The 19,040-nt window shown below is 71.9% G+C and carries 17 protein-coding genes; 6 read left to right on the top strand and 11 right to left on the bottom strand.

Going from position 1 to position 19,040, the window contains the following annotated elements; all coding sequences use genetic code 11:
• Positions 1-177 precede the first annotated feature (177 nt).
• The 4 genes from E1285_RS21420 (at position 178) to E1285_RS21435 (ending at position 2,637) form a co-directional block, all read left to right on the top strand.
• Positions 178-669 (top strand): nuclear transport factor 2 family protein, encoded by a 492-nt coding sequence (locus tag E1285_RS21420; RefSeq protein ID WP_132154766.1) that lies wholly within the window; start codon positions 178-180, stop codon positions 667-669.
• Positions 670-837: 168 nt separating this feature from the next.
• Positions 838-960 (top strand): hypothetical protein, encoded by a 123-nt coding sequence (locus E1285_RS48210; RefSeq protein ID WP_279510080.1) that lies wholly within the window; start codon positions 838-840, stop codon positions 958-960.
• Between the two features lie 72 nt (positions 961-1,032).
• Positions 1,033-1,806, top strand: a complete 774-nt coding sequence (locus tag E1285_RS21430) for an enoyl-CoA hydratase/isomerase family protein (protein ID WP_132154768.1) — start codon at positions 1,033-1,035, stop codon at positions 1,804-1,806.
• 72 nt (positions 1,807-1,878) lie between these two features.
• Positions 1,879-2,637 carry an SDR family NAD(P)-dependent oxidoreductase gene (locus E1285_RS21435; protein ID WP_132154770.1) on the top strand — a complete coding sequence of 253 codons (759 nt, stop codon included), beginning with the start codon at positions 1,879-1,881 and terminating at the stop codon, positions 2,635-2,637.
• Between the two features lie 85 nt (positions 2,638-2,722).
• Here the strand turns inward: E1285_RS21435 and E1285_RS21440 are convergent, their stop codons facing one another.
• Together E1285_RS21440 and E1285_RS21445 are read right to left on the bottom strand one after the other, a co-directional pair.
• Entirely contained in the window at positions 2,723-4,270 is a 1,548-nt protein-coding gene (locus tag E1285_RS21440) for an AMP-binding protein (RefSeq protein ID WP_132154772.1), read from the bottom strand.
• Entirely contained in the window at positions 4,267-5,271 is a 1,005-nt protein-coding gene (locus tag E1285_RS21445; protein WP_132154774.1) for a TIGR03617 family F420-dependent LLM class oxidoreductase, read from the bottom strand. Before E1285_RS21445 ends, E1285_RS21440 begins: the two co-directional genes overlap by 4 nt.
• 182 nt (positions 5,272-5,453) lie before the next feature.
• Here E1285_RS21445 and E1285_RS21450 point away from each other — a divergent pair, with 182 nt between their 5' ends.
• Positions 5,454-7,604, top strand: a complete 2,151-nt coding sequence (locus E1285_RS21450) for an acyl-CoA dehydrogenase (protein WP_132154776.1) — start codon at positions 5,454-5,456, stop codon at positions 7,602-7,604.
• A gap of 38 nt (positions 7,605-7,642) precedes the next feature.
• Entirely contained in the window at positions 7,643-8,416 is a 774-nt protein-coding gene (locus E1285_RS21455) for an FCD domain-containing protein (protein ID WP_132154778.1), read from the top strand.
• 16 nt (positions 8,417-8,432) lie between these two features.
• On the opposite strand, the gene E1285_RS21460 is transcribed toward E1285_RS21455, so the two are convergent.
• The 9 genes from E1285_RS21460 to E1285_RS21500 form a co-directional block, all read right to left on the bottom strand.
• The gene (locus E1285_RS21460; protein WP_132154780.1) at positions 8,433-9,230 is read right to left on the bottom strand and encodes an enoyl-CoA hydratase-related protein; all 798 of its coding nucleotides are present in this window, start codon (positions 9,228-9,230) and stop codon (positions 8,433-8,435) included.
• 25 nt (positions 9,231-9,255) lie between these two features.
• On the bottom strand, positions 9,256-10,443 hold the full coding sequence (locus E1285_RS21465) for an acyl-CoA dehydrogenase family protein (RefSeq protein ID WP_207946713.1): 1,188 nt from the start codon (positions 10,441-10,443) through the stop codon (positions 9,256-9,258).
• Positions 10,433-11,566, bottom strand: coding sequence for an acyl-CoA dehydrogenase family protein (locus tag E1285_RS21470; RefSeq protein ID WP_132154782.1), 1,134 nt, complete (start codon positions 11,564-11,566; stop codon positions 10,433-10,435). The genes E1285_RS21465 and E1285_RS21470 overlap by 11 nt, the downstream gene beginning before the upstream one ends.
• 12 nt (positions 11,567-11,578) lie before the next feature.
• Complete coding sequence (locus tag E1285_RS21475) at positions 11,579-12,379, bottom strand: enoyl-CoA hydratase-related protein (protein WP_132154784.1); 801 nt, start codon at positions 12,377-12,379, stop codon at positions 11,579-11,581.
• Positions 12,376-13,659, bottom strand: coding sequence for a MaoC family dehydratase N-terminal domain-containing protein (locus E1285_RS21480; RefSeq protein WP_132154786.1), 1,284 nt, complete (start codon positions 13,657-13,659; stop codon positions 12,376-12,378). The genes E1285_RS21475 and E1285_RS21480 overlap by 4 nt, the downstream gene beginning before the upstream one ends.
• A complete protein-coding gene (locus E1285_RS21485) occupies positions 13,656-15,587 on the bottom strand; it encodes an AMP-binding protein (RefSeq protein WP_207946714.1) in 1,932 nt (643 codons plus the stop codon). Before E1285_RS21485 ends, E1285_RS21480 begins: the two co-directional genes overlap by 4 nt.
• Positions 15,588-15,597: 10 nt before the next feature.
• A complete protein-coding gene (locus E1285_RS21490) occupies positions 15,598-17,130 on the bottom strand; it encodes a long-chain fatty acid--CoA ligase (RefSeq protein ID WP_132154788.1) in 1,533 nt (510 codons plus the stop codon).
• A gap of 19 nt (positions 17,131-17,149) precedes the next feature.
• Positions 17,150-17,458, bottom strand: coding sequence for a hypothetical protein (locus tag E1285_RS21495; protein WP_132154790.1), 309 nt, complete (start codon positions 17,456-17,458; stop codon positions 17,150-17,152).
• A gap of 32 nt (positions 17,459-17,490) precedes the next feature.
• Positions 17,491-19,040: AMP-binding protein (locus E1285_RS21500; protein WP_347814092.1), on the bottom strand; the 1,550-nt coding region annotated here is incomplete at its 5' end.

The following is a 19,040-nucleotide window of genomic DNA, read 5'->3' on the forward strand; positions in this document are numbered from 1 at the left end:
GCACGGGCCCGCTCGCACGGATCACCGCCGAACTCGATCACCTCTGGAGAGGTCGTGCCGTCCCGCTGACCCGCAGCCTCTGACACGGCGGGCCCACCAACACCGCCTACCAGGCCGGACCGGAAAATTAGAACACGTTCTTGTCATGGGTGGGCGATGTCGAGCAAGCTACGTCGCATGGATTTGGACGCCTTGGAAGAGATCCGTCAGACCAAGTACCGCTACCTGCGCTGCCTGGACCTGAAGGACTGGGACGAGTTCGCCGACACCCTCACCGAGGACGCCCTGGCCGCCTACGGGACCCGCGCGGTCGGCAAGCCGCTGCGCCTGGAGGGCCGTGACGCCATCGTCGACTACATGCGCGCCGACCTCGGTCCCGAGTTCACCACCGTGCACTTCGCGGGCCAGCCCGAGATCCGGGTCGACGGCGACCGGGCCGAGGGCACCTGGTGCCTGGAGGACACCGTCATCGCCAAGGCGTACCGGGTGATGATCCGCGGGTCGGCCTTCTACGAGGAGACGTACCGGCGCTGCGCGGACGGCAAGTGGCGGATCGGCACCATCGGCTATGAGAGGACCTACGAGTACTCGATATCGCTCGATGACGTGCCCAGCTTCAAGCTGATGGCAGACCGCTGGGCATCCCCGGCCCCGCAGCCGAAATCCTGACGCCCCTCTGGCAGCCCGACGTCATGTGACATCGGGCTGCCACCTACCCCACTCCTGCGTGATCGCCGAGTCGCCTCGCCCCCAGGCCCATGGCACGGGCTACCGTGCTCGCCGCGGCCACCCTGACGATCATGGCTGCGGCGCTCATCGCGCCGACCCTGCCCCGCGGTGGAGCAGGCCTACGCCGGGACTCCCGGCGCGGACATCCTGGTCCGGCTGACGCTGGAGAGCCCCGGCTACACCGCCTGGCTCTCCCGCACGGAGAACATCCCCGGCCGAAATCTTGACTGACCCAGGTATCTACGTAAACGTAGTGAACCTAGTCTAGGACGGTGCCATGACGAGCGGACTCCGGAGGGACGGATGGCCTTCACGACGGTGACCTACGAGGTGGCCGACCATGTCGCGACGATCACGCTGAACCGGCCCGAGGCCATGAACAGCTTCAACGAGGCGATGCTCAACGAGTTCGCGGAGCTCTGGAAGACGGTTCGCGAGGATGACGACGTTCACGTGGTCCTCCTCCGCGCGGCGGGCGATCGAGCGTTCTGCACGGGGGTGGACGTCAAGGACGGCTTTCACCGGCCGGAGAACGTCTGGTCGGAGGAGGACCCCGGCGACCGGCTGTCGCCCAAGCTCAACCGGGTGTGGAAGCCCGTGGTGTGCTGCGTCCACGGGATGGCGGCGGGCGGGGCGTTCTACTGGATCAACGAGTCCGACATCGTCATCGCCTCCGACGACGCGACCTTCTTCGACCCGCACGTGAGCTACGGACTGACCGCGGCGCTGGAGCCGATCGGGCTGGCCCGCAAGATCCCGGTCGGCGAGGTGATGCGAATCGCGCTGCTCGGCCTGGACGAGCGTATGTCCGCACAGCGTGCGCATCAGATCGGGCTGGTCAGCGAGGTGCTGCCGCGCGAGGAGCTGTGGGCGCGGGGCGAGGAGATCGCGCAGATCATCGCCGCGAAACCGCCCGCGGCGGTGCAGGGAACCGTCCGGGCGGTGTGGGAGTCGCTGGACTCCACCCGGACGGAGGCGCTGCGATCCGGAATGCTGTACACGCACATCGGCAACCCGATCGGTTTGTCCCAGGTCGACCGCTCGGCCGTGCCCACCCGCCGGTGGACGCTGCGGTGAGCCCCACATACCAGCCCGAACCAGTCAACTCGGTGTTGCGCCAGTCCGCGTTCACCGGCGGATGGAGGAAGCATGGAAGTCAGCGGTAAGAAGGCGATCGTGATCGGCGGCGCGTCGGGGATGGGCCGCGCCACCGCCGAGCTGTTCGCGCAGAGCGGCGCGTCCGTGGCGGTGCTCGACCGTCCCGGATCCGGTGGCGACGAGGTGGCCAAGGGCCTGGACGGGACGTTCCACGCGGTCGACGTCACCGACTTCGCCGGAACCGAGTCCGCGATCGACGCCGCCGTCGCCGACCTCGGCGGGCTGCACGCCATCGTCACCACCGCCGGCGGCGGGATCGCCCAGCGCACCCTGAGCAAAGAAGGCCCGCACGATCTGGACGCGTTCCGCCAGGTCGTCGACCTCAACCTGATCGCGTCGTTCAACATCTCCCGGCTGGCCGCCGCGCACATGAGCAAGAACGAACCCGAGGACGACGAGCGCGGCGTCATCATCAACACCGCCTCCATCGCCGCCTTCGAGGGCCAGATCGGCCAGGTCGCCTACACCGCCGCCAAGGCCGGCATCGCCGGTATGTCCCTGACCATGGCCCGCGACCTCGGCTCCCTGGGGATACGTGTCCTGGCCATCGCGCCCAGCCTCTTCGCCACCGGCATCACCCAGGGCATCCCCGACGAGTTCGCCCAGGCCCTCACCAAGGACGCCGCCTTCCCCAAGCGCATGGGCCGCCCCGCGGAGTACGCCAAGTTCGCCCTGGCCATCGTCGACAACCCGATGCTCAACGGCCAGTGCCTCCGCCTGGACGCCGGCCAGCGCTTCGCCCCGCGCTGACCCGGCGGCCGTGACGGGCCCGGCCCGGCCACCGTAAGAGGTCGCCGGGCCGGGCTCTCAGCGTGCTGTGCGGGTCAGGTGCGGGTCACGTGCGCGCCCGGTCGCGGAGTTCGTCGCGGAGCAGGCGCTTGTAGAGCTTCCCTGTCTCGGTACGCGGCAGCTCCTGGCGGAACTCGATCGCGCGCGGGCACTTCTGGCTCGCCAGCCACTCCCGGCAGTACGCGATCAGCTCGGCTGCCAGCTCCTCGGACGGCTCATGTCCGGGCATCGGCTGCACGAACGCTCGGACCTGCTCCCCCCACTCGGGGTCGGGAGCGCCGACCACGGCGCTGTCCAGCACGGCAGGGTGCGCGGCCAGCACGGCCTCGACCTCGGCCGGATAGACGTTGACGCCGCCTGTGATGATCATGTCCTTGATGCGGTCGACGATGAACAGGAAGCCGTCCTCGTCGACGTAGCCCGCGTCGCCGAGGGTGAACGCCGTCCCGCGGAAGACCTCCGCGGTCTGCTCGGGGTCCCGATGGTAGGAGAAACCCGGCCGGCCACCGTCCAGATAGACCGTGCCCACCTGCCCGGGCTGGAGTTCGTCCCCGCCGTCACCCACGATCTTGATCGCCATGCCCCTGATCGGACGGCCCACGGTGCCGGGCCTGGCCAGCCAGTGGTGCGGTTTGGCGATCGTCGCGGCGCCCTCCGTGCCGCCGTAGGTCTCCCAGATCACGGGCCCCCACCAGTCCAGCATCCGCTGCTTGAGCTCCCGCGGGCAGGGCGCCGCCGAGTGGACGATGGACTCCAGGCTGGAGACGTCGTAGCCGGCCCGCACGTGATCCGGCAGCCGGATGAGCCGGGTGAACTGCGTCGGCACCATGTAGCCGGTGGTGATCCGGTGGTGCTGGATGAGCCGCAGCGTCTCCTCGGCGTCGAACGCCCCCATGATGACCAGCGGCTGGCCGACGTGCAGCGCCGCGAGGTAGAAACCCTGGCAGCCGCCGTGGAACATGCCGGCCGACACCAGATGGGCACCCTCCAGCGGCGTGAACCGGAAGGCGTGCGCGAACGCCTTCATCGCGTCCGCCATGGCCTCCGGGGTGGCGTCGGGCATCTCGCGCCAGATCCCCTTCGGCTTGCCGGTGGTCCCGGACGTGTACACGAGGGGCGTTCCGGCGGTGCGGTCCGGTGGCGTGGAGTCCGGGTGCCCGTGCAGGGCGTCCTCTTGCGGAGTGAAGCCGTCGATGTGGCCGCCGACGGAGATGCGGACCGGCACGGTGGTGACCGCGCCCGCCCGTCCGACATGCTCGGTGTGCACGATCAGCGCCTTCATGGCGGCGTGCTCGGCGATCGCCGCCACCTCGGCGGCGGGTGACCTGGGGTTCAGGGTGACGTAGCGCCAGCCCGCCTCCGCGGCCGCCAGCTGCCACACCAGGATGTCCAGGTCGTTCGGCAGCGCCATGCCGACCACGTCGCCGTGCCCGACGCCCAGCCCGCGCAGCGCATGGACGGCCCGGTGCGCCCGGCCCGCCAGCTGCGCGAACGTCAGCGACTCACCGGCCGGGCAGTCGAGGATCGCCGGGCGGCCGGGGAAGTGCTCGGCGAGGTACCAGAGGCCCAGCGGGCGGTCCCAGGGATGCCTCATCGGCTTGCGAGGAACGGGGCGAGCGACGCCGGGGCGACGCGGTGCGGGGTGTACAGGCTCACCCGGTCGCAGATGCCGCCGATCCTGGCCCGCAGCGCGGGGCCGATCTCGTCCGGCTCCCCGGTCACGGCGAACTCGTGCAGGATGTCATCGGTGATCAGATCGGTCATCTCCCGCCACCGGCCCTGCTTGGACAGTGCGGTCAGCTCGGGCTGGAGGTCACCGAAGCCGTGCAGATCCAGGACGGCCCGGTAGGCCGGGGTCGACGCGTAGAAGGCGATCTGCCGCTTGATGCCGCGGGTGGCCTTGGCGATCTCCTCCTCCGTGTCACCGGTGACCACCATGGACGAACCGCACACGGTGAAGCCGTCGAGACCCTCCTTGCCGGCCTTCGCCCGTCCGCGTTCCAGCGAGGGGAGCGTGACCTCGCGCAGGTACCGCTCGGTGGAGAACGGGTGCACGAAGAAGCCGTCGGCGACCTCGCCCGCGACCTCGGTCATCCGCTCGCCCACACCCGCCAGGTAGACCGGCGGCGGGCCGTGGGGGTGCGGCTGCTGGGCGAAGAACGGCGTCATCAGGGTGTGGGTGTAGAAGTCGCCCTGGAAGTCGAGCTTCTCACCGTCCTGCCAGGACGCCCATATCGCGCGCATGGCCAGGACCAGCTCGCGCATCCGCGCCGCCGGACGCGACCACGGCATCGAGTACCGCCGCTCGATGTGCGCCTTCACCTGGGATCCGAGGCCGAGCACGAACCGGCCCTGCGAGTGCCTCGCCAGGTCGAACCCCACGGTGGCGAGAGTCATAGGGGTACGGGCGAACGCGATGGCGACCGAGGTGCCGACGGTCACCGACCCGGTCGCGGAGATCGCCTGCAGGCTCTGCAGGAACGGGTCGCTCCCGGCCTCCGCGACCCAGAGGCCGTCGTAGCCCTCCCGCTCCAGTGTCTCCGCGGCGGCGGGCGCCCCGGCCAGGTCACCGCCCAGGTTGGCATCGATCTTCATCCGCGCTCCACTGATCGTCCGTTAAATCGTCTAAACAGTAGTCTGTTTTATCTCGGCGCTCAATGGAGCAGGATCGCTCGATATACAGGCTTACTGGCGCCGTCCCGCTGAGCAGGGCACAGTGGAGGTCGCTGCGAAAAACCGGCTAAGGTAATGACTCTTTTGATCCAGCTGGAGGAGCCATGGCGATCGCTATCAGTGCCGACCACCGCGAGCTGGCGGGCACCACGCGGGCGTTCCTGAAGGCGCAGGACGCGCGCGCCGCGAACCGGGCGCTGCTGGAGGCCGAGGACGAGACGCTGCCCGCCTTCTGGAAGGAGTTCGCCGGCCTCGGGTTCCTGGGCGTTCACCTGCCCGAGGAGCACGGCGGCGGAGGCGCGGGGCTGCCCGAGCTGGTGGTGGTGCTGGAGGAGCTGGGCCGTGCCGCCGCACCGGGTCCGGCGCTGCCGACGGTGACGGCGTCCGCGGTGATCGCCGCGCTCGGGACCGGCGAGCAGCAGGCCGCGCTGCTGCCGGGGCTGGCCTGCGGCACCACGATCGGCGCCGTGGCGTTCGGCGGCGACGCGCGAGTCGAGGACGGCACCGTCACCGGCGGCTCCGGAACGGTCCTGGGCGGGGCCCTCGCCGAGGTGGTGCTGGTCGCCGCCGGCGACGACATGGCGATCGTGCGGACCGGCGCGCCAGGCGTGACCGCGCAGACGCCGAAGAGCCTGGACCGCGCCCGCCGCTCGTCAAGGCTGCGCCTGGACGGGGCCGCCTGCGAGGTGCTGCCGGGTGCGCGGCGGCACGCCCTGGCGATCGCCCGGACGCTGGCCTGCGCCGACGCGGTCGGCGGCGCGCTGGACTGCGTCGAGACGGCGACCGAGTACGCCAAGGTGCGCGAGCAGTTCGGCCGCACCATCGGGACCTTCCAGGCGGTCAAGCACCACCTGGCGGACATGCTGGTGGGCGCCGAGCTCGGCACGGCGGCCGTCTGGGACGCCGCGCGCGCCGCGTCCGGCCTCGCCGCCGAGTTCGAGCTGGCCGCCGCGATCGCCGCCACGCTGGCGATCCCGGCGTTCGCCCGCGACGCCTCGCTCAACACCCAGGTCCACGGCGGCATCGGCTTCACCTGGGAACATGACGCGCACCTGCTGCAGCGCCGCGCGACCACGCTGGAGGCGGTGTACGACCCGGCGGACGCCGCCGCCGACGTGACCCGGCTCGGCGCCGCCGGGGTCGTCCGGGAGACCGCTCTCGACCTGCCGCCCGAGGCCGAGGCCGAACGCGCCGCCGTCCGCGCGCTCGCCCGGGAGATCGCCGCGCTGCCCGCCGGCGAGCAGCGCGCCGAGCTCATCGAGACCGGATACCTCCAGCCGCACTGGCCCCGGCCCTGGGGCATCGAGGCCCCGGCCGGGCTGCAGCTGGTCGTCGAGGAGGAGTTCAGGGCGGCGGGGGTGAAGCGCCCGAACCTCGGCATCACCGGCTGGGTCATCCTCACCCTGGTCCAGCACGGCACGCCCGGCCAGGTCGAACGGTTCGTCCGGCCCGCGCTGGCCGGGGACGAGATCTGGTGCCAGCTGTTCAGCGAGCCGTCCGCGGGGTCGGACGCCGCCGCGGTGAAGACCCGCGCCGTGCGCGCCGACGGCGGCTGGATCGTCAACGGGCAGAAGGTCTGGACGAGCGGCGCGCACGAGAGCAGGCACGGCTTCGCGACGGTCCGCACCGACCCCGACGCGTCCAAGCACCAGGGCGTCACCATGATGATCATCGACATGGAGCATCCCGGCGTCGAGGTGCGGCCGCTGCGGCAGGCCACCGGCGGCTCGGACTTCAACGAGGTGTTCTTCACCGACGTCTTCGTCCCCGACGCCGACGTGGTGGGCGAGACCGGCAAGGGCTGGACGGTCGCGCGCGCCACGCTCGGCAACGAACGGGTCAGCATCGGCGGTTCGGGCGGCCCCTTCGAGATCCCCGACCTGTTCGACCTGCACGCCCGGCACGGCGACCGCGTTCCCGGACTGGCGCGGCGGATCGGCGAGCACGTCGCGGAGGGCGCCGCGCTGCGGCTACTCAACCTGCGCGGCGCCGAGCGGGCCGTCGCGGGCGGCGAACCCGGGCCGGAGGGCAACATCACCAAGCTCGTGCTCGCCGAGCGCGGGCAGAGCTCGGCCGAGCTGCTGCTGACGTTCGCCGGTGCGGACACCGCGTTCGAGGACGGGCCCGGCGGCATGGCTGCCATGGTCGCGGTGGGCTGGCGCGCCATGACCATCGCGGGAGGCACCTCCGAGATCGCCCGCAACCAGATCGCCGAGCGCATCCTCGGCCTCCCCCGCGATCCGCTGATCAAGTAGCGGCGGATCGCCCCGTTTCCTCTTCGCCAAGGAGTCCTATGGCCCAGCGACCGGTCACCGGCTCGCCCGCGGAGTCCGTCCGGATCCCGCGGGGCATCGAACGCAGCGCGCGCACGTCGGAGATCGTGGCCTCGTCCATCAGGGCGCAGATCGCGCGCGGCGAGTTCAAGCCGGGTGATCGCTTCCCGGCCGAGGACGAGCTGATGGAGGTCTTCGGCATCGCCCGCACCACGCTCCGCGAGGCGCTGCGGATCTTGGAGTCCGAGGGTCTGATCACGGTGGTGCGCGGCCGGCACGGCGGTCCCCGGGTGACCAGCCCGACCGTCGAGCACATCGCCCGGATGTACGCGCTGCTCCTGCAGATCGAGGGCGTCACCATCGACGACCTTTACGACTCCCGGGCCGCGATCGAGCCGTGGCTGGCCCGCCGGTTCGCCGAGACCCGCACGCCCAGGGCCCTGGCCGAGCTGAAGGCGGCGATCGAGGCGGCGGCGGCCGCCACGCACGACGGCGACGGCACCGCCTTCGGCGAGGCGGCGGCGCGGGTGCACGAGACGCTGTTCGAGCACGCCGGGAACGCCTCGATGGCGATCTTCGCCCGGTTGCTGAACGAGCTGGTCACCGGGTTCTACCGGACGTCCGGGCAGGCGGCCGGGGTGACCGAGCGCAAGCGGGCCGTGCGCTCCTACCGCAAGTTCTCCAGGCTGGTCGAGGCCGGGGACGCCGAGGCCGCCGAGGCGCACTGGCGGCTTCACATGGCCCGGGTGGGCGCGAATGTTCCCCGGGGCCGGCCGCTGGAGCTGTTCACCTGATCCTCTCTTCATCTGATCAACGCCGGCGGCCGGCGCCCCAGCGCCGGAGGGCCTCGCGATGCTCCCTCGACCGGCCCGAACGGACCATCCGCTCGCTCTCCCGAGGCAGCGCCTCGCGCAGCCCCATGGCCTGCGCGTCCCGCACGTTCTCCTTCATCAGGGCGTATGCACCGCGCGGACCGGCCGCGATCTCCCGCGCCCAGGACAGCGCCGCGTCGTGGAGCCGGTCATCGGCGACGACCCGGTTGAACAGTCCCAGGCGCTCCCCCGCGCCGGCGTCGATGGGTTCGGTGCCGATCAGGAACTCCAGTGCGCGGGCGGGTCCGAGCATGCGCGTCAGCAGCCAGGCGCCGCCGAAGTCCCCACTGAACGCCAGCCGTGACCAGCCCCCGATCAGGGTCGCCGAAGCGGCGGCGATCCGGAGATCGGCGGCCAGCGCCAGCCCCAGTCCCGCGCCCACCGCCGGACCGGGGAGCGCCGCGATCGAGATCTTGGGGCTCTCCCTGAGCATGACGACCATGCGGGCCAGACGGGTGAGGACGGCGGCCTCGTCGCCGTCCCCGCGCCGCCCCGTGCCCTGGCGGACGTCCCCGCCCGCGCAGAACGCCGGCCCCGCCGCCGTGACCAGCACGCAGCCGACCTCGCCGTCGCGGTCGTACGCCTCGATCAGCCGGGGGATCGCGTCGTACATGTCGGGGTGCAGGGCGTTGCGGCTATCGGGCCGGTTCAGCTCGATCACCCCGACCCCCTCGGCGACCCGTCCGAGGACGGTGTCCGTACCGGAGTCGACCTCTCGCCCGGAGGGGGTCGTCATGCCGGGAACCTTCCGTCGTCGGTTCTCACCGCGGGGGCATCGCGGGATCGCGGGGCAGGCCGAGCACCTGCTCGGCGATGGTGTTGCGGTGGATCTCGGCGGTGCCGGCGCCGATGGTCGAGGCGCGGGTGGCCAGCCAGCCGGTCGTCCACCGGCCGCGCTGCACCGCGTCCGGGTCGCCGCGTCCGAGCAGTCCGAACGGGCCGAGCAGGTCGACCGCGAACTCGTGCAGGTCCTGCTCGAAGACGCTGTTGTAGAGCCGGGACACCGACGAGGTCGGCCCCGGCCGGCCGGTGGCGATGATGGACGCGATGGTGCGGGCGGCGTGCACGTTCATCACCCGGACCCGGACGTCGAAGTCCGCCAGCCGCCGGCGGACGCCGGGGTCGGCGACGGCGCCGCGCTCGCGGGCCAGGGCGATGAGTTCGTCCACGATCCGCCGGTAGAAGGCGGCCTGGGTGAGGGCGCCCGCCGACCGCTCGTGGCCGAGCGTGGTGCGCGCGATGCCCCACCCCTCGTCCTCCTCCCCCACCAGGTCGGCCACCGGGACGCGCACCTCGTCGAAGAAGATCTCGCAGAAGTGCTCGCGTCCGGTCATGTCGCGGATGGGCCGGATGGTGACGCCCGGGGCGCGGGCATCGACCAGCAGATAGCTGATGCCCTTCTGCCGCGACTCCCTCGTGCCCGTGCGCGCGAGCACGAAGAACATGTCGGCCTTGTCGGCATTGGTGTTCCACACCTTCTGGCCGGTCACCACGTAGTGGTCGCCGTCGCGCCGCGCAGTGGTGCGCAGGCCGGGCAGGTCCGAGCCGGCCTCCGGCTCGGAGAACCCCTGGGCCCAGAGGATGTCGGCGCGCAGTGTCGGCCGCAGGTACCTGGCCTTCTGCTCCGGCGTTCCGTGCGTGATGATCGTGGGCCCGACCATGTCCCATCCGGTGCCCGGATGTCCGGGCACGCGCACCTTGGCCATCTCCTCGTTGTAGATGACCTGCTGCGGGAACGGCAGGTCCATGCCGCCGTACTCCCGGGGCCAGGACGGCCCGGCGAAGCCGTGGTCGAACTTGGTGGCGGCCCATGCCTTGGCGAAGGCCAGCCGTTCGGCGGCGCCCTTGGGCGGCTTTCCGGGCGCGTGCTCCTTCAGGAACGTGCGCACGGATTCGCGGAACTCGGCGTCGCTCATCCTGTCACCGTCGGTCGTCCTGTCACCGGCCATGGGAGGCTCCCTCGGTGTTCCCGGCGAGCGTGATCCCGGTGAGCCGGGCGAGCCGCTCGCGGTGCCAGTCCGGCGTGCCGAACATCAGCTCGCCGGTCTTGGCGCGCTTGTAGTAGAGGTGCGCGTCGTGCTCCCACGTGAAGCCGATGCCGCCGTGGATCTGGATGGTCGCGGCGGCGACCTCGGTGTAGGCGGGAGAGCAGCAGATCTGCGCGCAGGCCGCGGCCACGGCGAGATCGGCGCCGGTGTGCGGGGTCAGTGCGGCGGCGTAGGCGGCCGACCGGGCCGCCTCCACCGCGACCATCATGTCGGCGCAGCGGTGCTTGATCGCCTGGAAGCCGCCGATGGGCCGTTCGAACTGGTGACGCGTTCCGGCGTACTCGACGGCGGCGTCCAGGCACCACTGCGCTCCGCCGGCCTGCTCGGCGGCGAGCGCGATTCGCGCGTGGTCCACGGCGGTCTCAACGACGGACGGGTCGGACGACACCAGCCGCGCCGGAACGGACGCGAAGTCCAGCCGGGCCAGCCCGCGGGTCGGGTCGACCGTCTCGTGAGCGCGGCGGGTCAGGCCGGGGGCGTCCCCGCGTACCGCGAACAGCGCCGTCCCGGTGCCGGTCGCGGCGGTGACCAGGACCAGGTCGGCGATGGCCCCGTCCAGGACGAAGTACTTCGCGCCGTCGACGGCGTACCCGTCGCCGCTCTCCTTGGCCGTGCTCCGCGCGGCCCCGGTCTCCCAGTCCCCGTCGTCTTCCACCAGAGCGAGAGTCGCGATGACGGAGCCGTCGGCGATCCCCGGCAGGTACCTCGCCTTGATCTCCTCGTCGGCGCAGGCCAGCAGGGCCGGGGCGGCGAGGCCCGCGGTGGCGAGCAGCGGCCCGCCCGCGAGCGCTCTGCCCAGTTCCTCGAACACCACGCACATCTCGGCCGTGCCGGATCCAGAACCCCCGTACTCCTCGGGGATGGCCAGGCCCTGAACGCCGATCTCGGTGGCCATCCGCCGCCACAGCTCCGCGTCATGCGGTGCGCCGGAATCGATCAGGCGCCGCCGGTCGGCGTGCTCCGCCAGGAAGGCGCGCATGACCGCGCGCAGTTCCTCCTGCTCGGACGTGAATGCGATCTCCACGGGTCCGTCCTTTCAGCGTCCGGTGAAGGCGGGGGCGCGGCGCCCGAGGAACGCACGGATCCCCTCCTTGAAGTCCTCGCCGCGCAGACTGAGCTCCACCGTGCGCGCCTCGGCGGCCAGCGCCCGCGGCAGGTCGGCGCCGAGATGATCGGAGATCAAAGCCTTGGTGAGACCGTGCACCAGGGTCGGGCCCGCCGCGAGTTCGGCGGCGAGTTCCTCGCCGGCGCCCGCCAGCTCGCCCGCCGGCACCACGTCACCGATCAGGCCCCACTTCAGGGCTTGCGGCGCCGGGACGACCACTCCGCGGATGAGCATCTGCTTGGCCCGCGCCACCCCGATGAGCCGGGGCAGCAGGAAGGTGGCTCCGCTGTCTGCGGTGAAGCCGCGCTTCGCGAACGGCTCGCTGAACGCGGCCGTGTCGGCGGCCACCACGAAATCGCAGGCCAGGGCCAGGTGCAGGCCGAGCCCTGTCGCCCGTCCCTGGACGGCGGCGACCACCGGGACCGGCAGCTCCCACAGGGTCCGGACGAGCCGGTGGGCCGTCGCCGACAGGTTCCGGATCATCGCGCCCAGCGGCGGGCGTTCCCCGCCCGGGGCGTTGGCGGCGACCAGGTCGGCTCCGCCGCAGAAGTTCCGGCCCTCGCCGCGCAGCAGCACGGCCCGGACGGCGCCGCCCGCGGCCGCGTCCTCCAGCGCGTGCAGCAGGACCCGCATGTCCCCGGCCCGCAGCGCGTTGGCCTTGTCCGGACGGGCGAGGGTCACGCGCAGCACGCCGCCCGTGACCTCGCACCGCACGCCGTCCCCGGACGTCACCGCCGCCCCTCGTGCAGCAGCTCCCCGTGCCGGGCCATCATCTCGATCGCCTTGCGCTGCAGCTCGGCCGGGACCTCGGGGAGCAGCGCCGGCCCGTGCTCGCGGCTCGGCAGCGCGACGGTCGCGGTGCCCTTCATCGTGTCCTCGCCGCGCTGGTTGGTGGCCTTGAACGCGATGTCGACCAGGCACCGGCCGTCCTCGGCCACGGTCTTGCCGGTGACCTCCCCGGACAGGAACTGCGTGTCGCCCTGGTAGTTGAACTTGCGGATCTCGTCGTGCTGGGCCACCACCCACGCGTCATCGCCCGCCCAGTCGGTCAGGTAGTGGTGCGCCCAGCACTCGCGCAGGACGCCGTAGTCGTAGGCGCGCGGGTTGCCAATGGCCTGCGCCCAGGCGGAGTCCCAGTGGACGCGCTGCGCCACGTCCGGCACCCCGAACTCGTTCTTGATGTAGAAGGGGGCGATGCGCTGCCGGTTCTGGTGGGCGAGCCGCCCCGTCTTCAGCCCGTACGGGGTGAAGCCGTACCCGCCCGCGTGAAAGACGATCATGTCGGTGGTGGTCATCGGGCCCTTCACCATCGGCGGCAGCGCCTCACCGGCCTGCACGTCCTCGTAGTAGCGGGGCTCGCGCCCGCGCAGCCTTTCCGAGGCGTAGATCTCGTCGATCTTCGCGAGGTCCTCGTCGGTGTAGTCCGGCTCCTCGATGTTCTTGTACTTGCCGCGCTCGCGGGCCTTCCTACGCTCGGTGTAGATGACGAGGGTCCGGTAGACACCGACGACCTCGGCGTTCTGGTTCATCTTGACCTGGCGGTTCACCTTCACCACCGAGCGGCCGGCGAACTCCGACCGCTTGACCTCGATCGTCTCCAGGCCGCCGAAGCTGTAGAGGGTGTCGCCGGGGCGGATCGGCCGGTACCAGTCCCAGGTGCCGCCGGACACGAAGGCGTGGATGCCGCGGTAGCTGCCGCCCCGCTCCTGCTTGGACGGGCGCTCGCCGCGCAGCGGGGCGTTCAGGATCCCCGCCATGATCGGCGGGGCGATCTGCCCGCCCCACCGGCTGCCCGCGCCGTACGCGGGATCGGTGAACAGCGGGTTGTCGTCGCCGTATCCGGTGGCGAAGTTGCGGATCGCCTCCGGTGTGGCGGTGCTGAGGAACTCCTGCGAGCGGTTCGCCCAGTCGCGGCCGAGTATCGCGCGGTCCTTCTCGATGTCGGCGTCGTTCAGCTCGGCGGAGGTCGCCTGCTCGAACTCCTCATTGGTCTCATCGGTGGTCTCACTCACGAGGTGGTCCTTTCGGGGGCGGGGAACAGCGCCCGGACGGCCGGGCGGCTGACCTTCATGGACGGGGTGCGCGGCAGCTCGTCCACGATCCTGATCTCGGTCGGCAGGTGGTAGCGGGCCAGCCGCTCGGCCAGCCAGGCGTTCAGCTCGGCGGGTTCAGCCGGTGAGCGCAGCGTCACGGCGGCGACCGGCACCTCGCCGAGCCGCGGGTCGGGGAGCCCGACGGCGGAGGCGTCGGTGACGGCCGGGTGCGCCTTCAGCGCGTCCTCGATCACGCTCGGCACGATCTTGAAGCCGCCGCGGTTGATGGCGTCGTCGGCACGGCCGAGGATGTACAGGAAGCCGTCGGTGTCGAGGGAGGCCAGATCGGTGGTGCGCGTCCAGCGGTCGCCGCCCGCGGGAAGCTGCCCGCCGCGCGCCTCCAGGACGCCGGCCTCACCCGGCGGCATCGGCGTGCCGTCGTCGGGGTCGACGATCCGGAGTTCGATGCCGGGATGGGCCCGGCCGACGCTGCCCCGCTTGGCGTCCCCCCACTCGCGCCGCAGCCTCAGGTGCCATCCGGCGATGGCCCCGGCGAACTCGGTCGCGCCGTAGTTGGTGAGGACGGGCACGCCGTAGCGGGCCTCGAAGCGCCCGGCGTCGGCGGGGTCGAGCGGCGCGGCGCCGGACAGGACCGCGCGGACGCCGTCGAACACGTCCCGCGGCACGTCCGCGTCCATGACCATCCGCATCGCGGCCGGCGGCAGCCCGACGATCTTCGGGCGGTGGGCGCGGACGAGGGCCGTCCACTCCTCGATCTCGAACCGCTCCATCAGCGCGGTCGCCCGTCCCTCCAGGACGGCGGTCACCGCGAAGTACAGGCCGGAGATGTGCACCAGCGACGTCCACAGGATCAGCGTCTCCTCACGGAGCCGCGTCTCGGCGTCCATGGCGGCCCCGGTGCCGGCGGCGTCGTAGGCGGCGGTGAGCCGGGTGTAGGTCAGCTCCGCCCGCTTGGGCTTGCCCGTGGTACCGCTGGTCAGCATCAGGACGGCGACGTCCGAGGGTTCCGCGGGACGGGGATCGGGTGTCCAGTCCACCTCGCGGCGGACCAGCGCGCGCTCCTCGCCGGTCTCGATGGCCACGGCGCCGGCGGCGCGTGCGGCGTCCGCCATCCCGTCTCTGGACCAGTCTTCCGGGTCGGCGATGACGGCCTGGGGCGCCAGTCCCCCGATGTCCTCGGCCAGCCCGACGTCCCCGTGGAAGGGGCTCAGGGTGACCACCTCCCGGCCGGTGGCCAGCACGGCGATCAGAGCCGACACCAGCGCGGGCCGGTTGCGCAGCACGATGCCGATCCGGCGTGCGCCCGTGCCGTCCAGCAGCAGTTCCAGGTCTTCGATGGCCTCCTGGTGAAAGGCCCAGGGGTAGGAGCGGTCGCCGAAGGTGAGCGCGGTCGCGGCGGGATCGATCGCGACCATCCGGCGCAGCCGCCCTGACAGCGGCCTGGCCGCATCCGGCCCGACGTCGTTCATGGGGTCCTTTCCGTTCGGTGCGGGAAGCCGCCGGAGCAGCGCGGCCAGCGCGGTGTCGCGCGGGTTGGGCCCGACGTAGGGGCGGACGCCGAGCACCTCCCCCACGGGCGGCACCTCGTCGGGCTGGTCGTCCACCAGGACGGCCGGGGCGTGCTCCGGCGGCAGGGCGGGCAGGACCCAGCGGCCCCGCCCGTCCCGCTCTGCCTTGACGTGGACGGCCGTGACCAGGTCGGCGATGCCCGCGCCCTCGGCGCGGCGGCGCGCGTAGTCCGCGCCGCCCGCGCTCCACAGCAGGACGGGCACCCCTTGCTCCCGCAGGGCGCCGAGCAGTTCACGGGCCAGCGGGCGCAGCGACGTTCCCGTCACCGAGTCCAGCAGGGTGCCGTCCACGTCGAACAGCCACGCCCTCGCGGTCACCGCCACCACATCACATCCACGTAGATGACTTCGCAAACATAGTTTGCTTCGTCTGGGCCAGGCCGGTGACGATGTCGCGCTTGATGAGCTTTCCGGTGGGGGTGCGGGGCAGTTCGGGCCAGCAGGCGATGCGGTCGGGGGTCTTGGAGCCGCGCAGGCGTTCCCTGACGTAGGCGCGCACTTCCTCGGTATCGAGGGCGGCCCCGGCCGCGGGCACGACGACCGCCTCGACGCGCTGCCCCCACTCCTCGTCGGGGACGCCCACCACGACGGCGTCGGCCACGTCCGGGTGGCGGAGCAGGACGTCCTCGATCTCGGCGGGGGCGATGTTCTCCGCGCCCCGGATGATCGTGTCGTCGATCCGGCCCTCGACGAACAGGTAACCGCCGGCGTCCAGGCGGCCCTGGTCGCGGGTGTCGAAGAAGCCTCGCTCGCCGACCGAGGATCCGTGGCCCGCGTACTCGCCCGACACCTGGTCGCCGCGCACCCAGATCCGGCCGCTGCGCCCGGGCGGCAGCGCCCGGCCCTCCTCGTCCCGGATCTCCAGTTCGATCGACGGCAGGGGACGTCCGGCCGATTCCAGCCTGGCCCGGATCTCCGGATCATCGGAGGTGAACGCGGCGCGGTGATCATCCGGGCCGAGGATGGCGATGGTCGAGCTGGTCTCGGTGAGGCCGTAGGCGTTGACGAAGCCGGTGTGCGGCCATTCGCTCAGCGCCAGCTCGATGACGCGGCGCGGCATCTTCGCGCCGCCGTAGGCCAGGGCGCGCAGGGTGGGCACCGACCGGTCCAGGCCGGGGGCGTCCATGATGCGGGCCAGCATCGTCGGGACGACCATCGCGTTCGTCACCCCCTCCGCACGCACCAGCTCCAGCCATTCGCCGGGCGTGAACGAGTGCAGCGCCAGGCACCGGCGCCCCGCGTACAGGTTCGTGAGCACGTTGGATACGGCGGCGATGTGGTACGGCGGGACGCTCATCAGGGCCGCCTCGTCCTCGCCCGCCGCCGCGAACTCCACCGTCCCCAGCACGTACGAGACGAGGTTGTGGTGACGCAGGACGACGCCCTTGGGCTCCGAGGTGGTTCCGCTGGTGTAGATGAGGACGGCGGTGGCGTCAGGGTCGGCTTGCACGTCGCCCTCACCGGGCCGGTCCGCCGCTTCGGCGGCCTCCCGCAGGAAGGCGGCCGGGGTCCGCGCCGACAGGCCGGCGTTCAGAAGAGCCTCGTGCTGGCCCTCCTCCGCGATGCCGTACGCCTTGGGATGGTTGGCCAGCAACCGGCCGAGCTGTTGCTCGCCCAGCCTGTAGTTCACGGGAACCAGCGGGACACCGGCGTAGGCGGCGGCGAACATCGCGACCGGGAAGGCGGGGCCGTTCACGGCGATGTAGAACACGGCCTCCGCGCCTGATTCACGGACCCGTCCGGCGGCGCCTGATGCCAGCGCTCGCAGCCGGGACGCGGTCAGACCTCCGTTCCGGAATCCGGCGACGATCCGGTCACCGAAACCGTCCGCCGCCATGTCCAGCAGCATCGTCACGTTCATCAGGCGCTCCAGTGGGCGGTCAGTCCGAGGCGGGCAGGGGCTTGGCGTCCTTGACCGGCAAGGCCGCGCCGTTGACCTCGATGGTGCCCTCGCCGGGCTTGGTGCACAGCAGCTCGATCCCGAGGTCCTCGCCGGCGTAGCGCTTGCCGAGCAGGGCCCCGTCCCGCCTGGCCGGGTCCGCGGTCGCGGTCGGCGCCGCCGCCTGCTCGGCGTCGACCATCGGCGCGCCGCCGCAGCTCACCTCGACCTCGGCGGCGGGCGCGCGGACCACGATCATCCTGGTGCCGTCGACGGTGCTGGCCAGCTGCTGGCCGGGACGCAGCTTCATGATCCTTCTCCAAACAAAGATAACTAGGTGACCTACTGCGTGGCATCCGCAATGAGCCGGCGCAGCAGCTTGCCGGTCGGCGTGCGGGGCAGTTCGGCGGTGAACTCGATCGTGCGCGGGCACTTGTAGCCGGCCAGGTGGGCCCGGCAGTGGACGATCAGCTCGTCCGCCAGCTCCGGGCCCGCGGCGGACGGGTCGGCAGGCTGGACGACGGCACGGACCCGCTGCCCCATCTCGGGGTCGGGCGCGCCGAGAACGGCGACGTCGGCGACGTCGGGATGGACGGTCAGCACGTTCTCGATCTCCTGCGGGTAGATGTTGACGCCACCGCTGAGGATCAGGTCGGCCCGGCGGTCCACCAGGTAGAGGTAGCCGTCGGCGTCCAGGCGGCCCACGTCGCCGAGTGTGCTCCAGCCCCGGTCGTTGTAGGCGCCGTCGGTCTTGGCGGGGTCGTTGTGGTAACGGAACGCGGAGGTTCCCTCGAACCAGACGGTCCCGACCTCGCCGGCGGGCAGCTCGCGGCCGTGGTCGTCGAGGATGTGGGTCGTACCGAAGGCGGGGCGCCCGACCGAGCCGGGATGGGCGAGCCAGTCCTTGGAGTCGATGAGGAAGAAGCAGTTGCCTTCGCTTCCGGAGTAGTACTCGTGCACGACGGGGCCGAGCCATTCGATGATCCGGCGCTTGACCTCGACCGGGCAGGGCGCGGCGGCGTGCACCACCGTCCGCAAGCTGGACAGGTCGTAGCGGTTGCGGATCTCCTGGGGGAGCTTGAGCATCCGGATGAGCATCGTCGGCACGAACTGAACGTGGGTGACGGCGTAGCGCTCGATGTGGGCCAGGGCCTGCTCGGCGTCGAAGCGGTCCATCAGGACGACCGTTCCGCCGTTGCGCATCGTCCCGAGCGTCCAGCCGGTGGGCGCCGCGTGGTAGAGCGGCGCGGGGCACAGGTAGACGGTGTCGACCCCGAACCCGAACAGCAGGGGCAGGGTGTGGTCGAGCTTCAGTCCAGTGCCGAAAGGGTCCCCGCTGAGGTCGGGGAGGATGCCCTTGGGGCGCCCGGTGGTCCCGGACGAGTAGAACATGTAGTAGCCCTCGCGCTCCCCCTGCCGTTCGCCGCCGGGGAACAGGGCCGTCGCCTCCGCCAGGTTTTCGAAGCCCTCGGGCGGGTCCGCGTCCCCGTTGATGAGCCGTACCCGGAGGTCCGGCGCGGCGGCCGCGATCTCCCAGGCCGCGCCGCCCAGCGTGCCGGACGCGATGAGCGCCCGCGCGCCGCAGTCGCGGACGATGTAGGCGGCCTCGTCGGCGGTCAGATGGTGGTTGACCGGCGTCCAGTACAGGCCCGACCGCTGGCAGGCCCAGGCGGCCACGAAGTAGCCGGGATCGTTGTCCATGAACAGGGCCGCGTGGTCGCCGGGTTCCAGTCCGCGGTCGGCCAGCAGCCGGGCGAGGCGCAGGGACGCCTCGTCCAGCTCACGGTAGGTGGTGACCGCGCCGGTCGCCGCATCGATCACCGCGGGCTTGCCGGGATGCCGCTCCGCGAGCTTCGACAGGTGCACCGCGTCCTCCTTACGGGGTGGGGAAC

This window comes from Actinomadura sp. 7K507 (assembly GCF_004348425.1).
Taxonomy (GTDB): domain Bacteria; phylum Actinomycetota; class Actinomycetes; order Streptosporangiales; family Streptosporangiaceae; genus Spirillospora.

Coding starts and splice junctions, on each gene's coding strand:
- E1285_RS21420 (WP_132154766.1), top strand. CDS start 178: ATGGATTTGGACGCCTTGGAAGAGATCCGTCAGACCAAGTACCGCTAC.
- E1285_RS21430 (WP_132154768.1), top strand. CDS start 1,033: ATGGCCTTCACGACGGTGACCTACGAGGTGGCCGACCATGTCGCGACG.
- E1285_RS21435 (WP_132154770.1), top strand. CDS start 1,879: ATGGAAGTCAGCGGTAAGAAGGCGATCGTGATCGGCGGCGCGTCGGGG.
- E1285_RS21440 (WP_132154772.1), bottom strand. CDS start 4,270: ATGAGGCATCCCTGGGACCGCCCGCTGGGCCTCTGGTACCTCGCCGAG.
- E1285_RS21445 (WP_132154774.1), bottom strand. CDS start 5,271: ATGAAGATCGATGCCAACCTGGGCGGTGACCTGGCCGGGGCGCCCGCC.
- E1285_RS21450 (WP_132154776.1), top strand. CDS start 5,454: ATGGCGATCGCTATCAGTGCCGACCACCGCGAGCTGGCGGGCACCACG.
- E1285_RS21455 (WP_132154778.1), top strand. CDS start 7,643: ATGGCCCAGCGACCGGTCACCGGCTCGCCCGCGGAGTCCGTCCGGATC.
- E1285_RS21460 (WP_132154780.1), bottom strand. CDS start 9,230: ATGACGACCCCCTCCGGGCGAGAGGTCGACTCCGGTACGGACACCGTC.
- E1285_RS21465 (WP_207946713.1), bottom strand. CDS start 10,443: ATGGCCGGTGACAGGACGACCGACGGTGACAGGATGAGCGACGCCGAG.
- E1285_RS21490 (WP_132154788.1), bottom strand. CDS start 17,130: ATGAACGTGACGATGCTGCTGGACATGGCGGCGGACGGTTTCGGTGAC.
- E1285_RS21495 (WP_132154790.1), bottom strand. CDS start 17,458: ATGAAGCTGCGTCCCGGCCAGCAGCTGGCCAGCACCGTCGACGGCACC.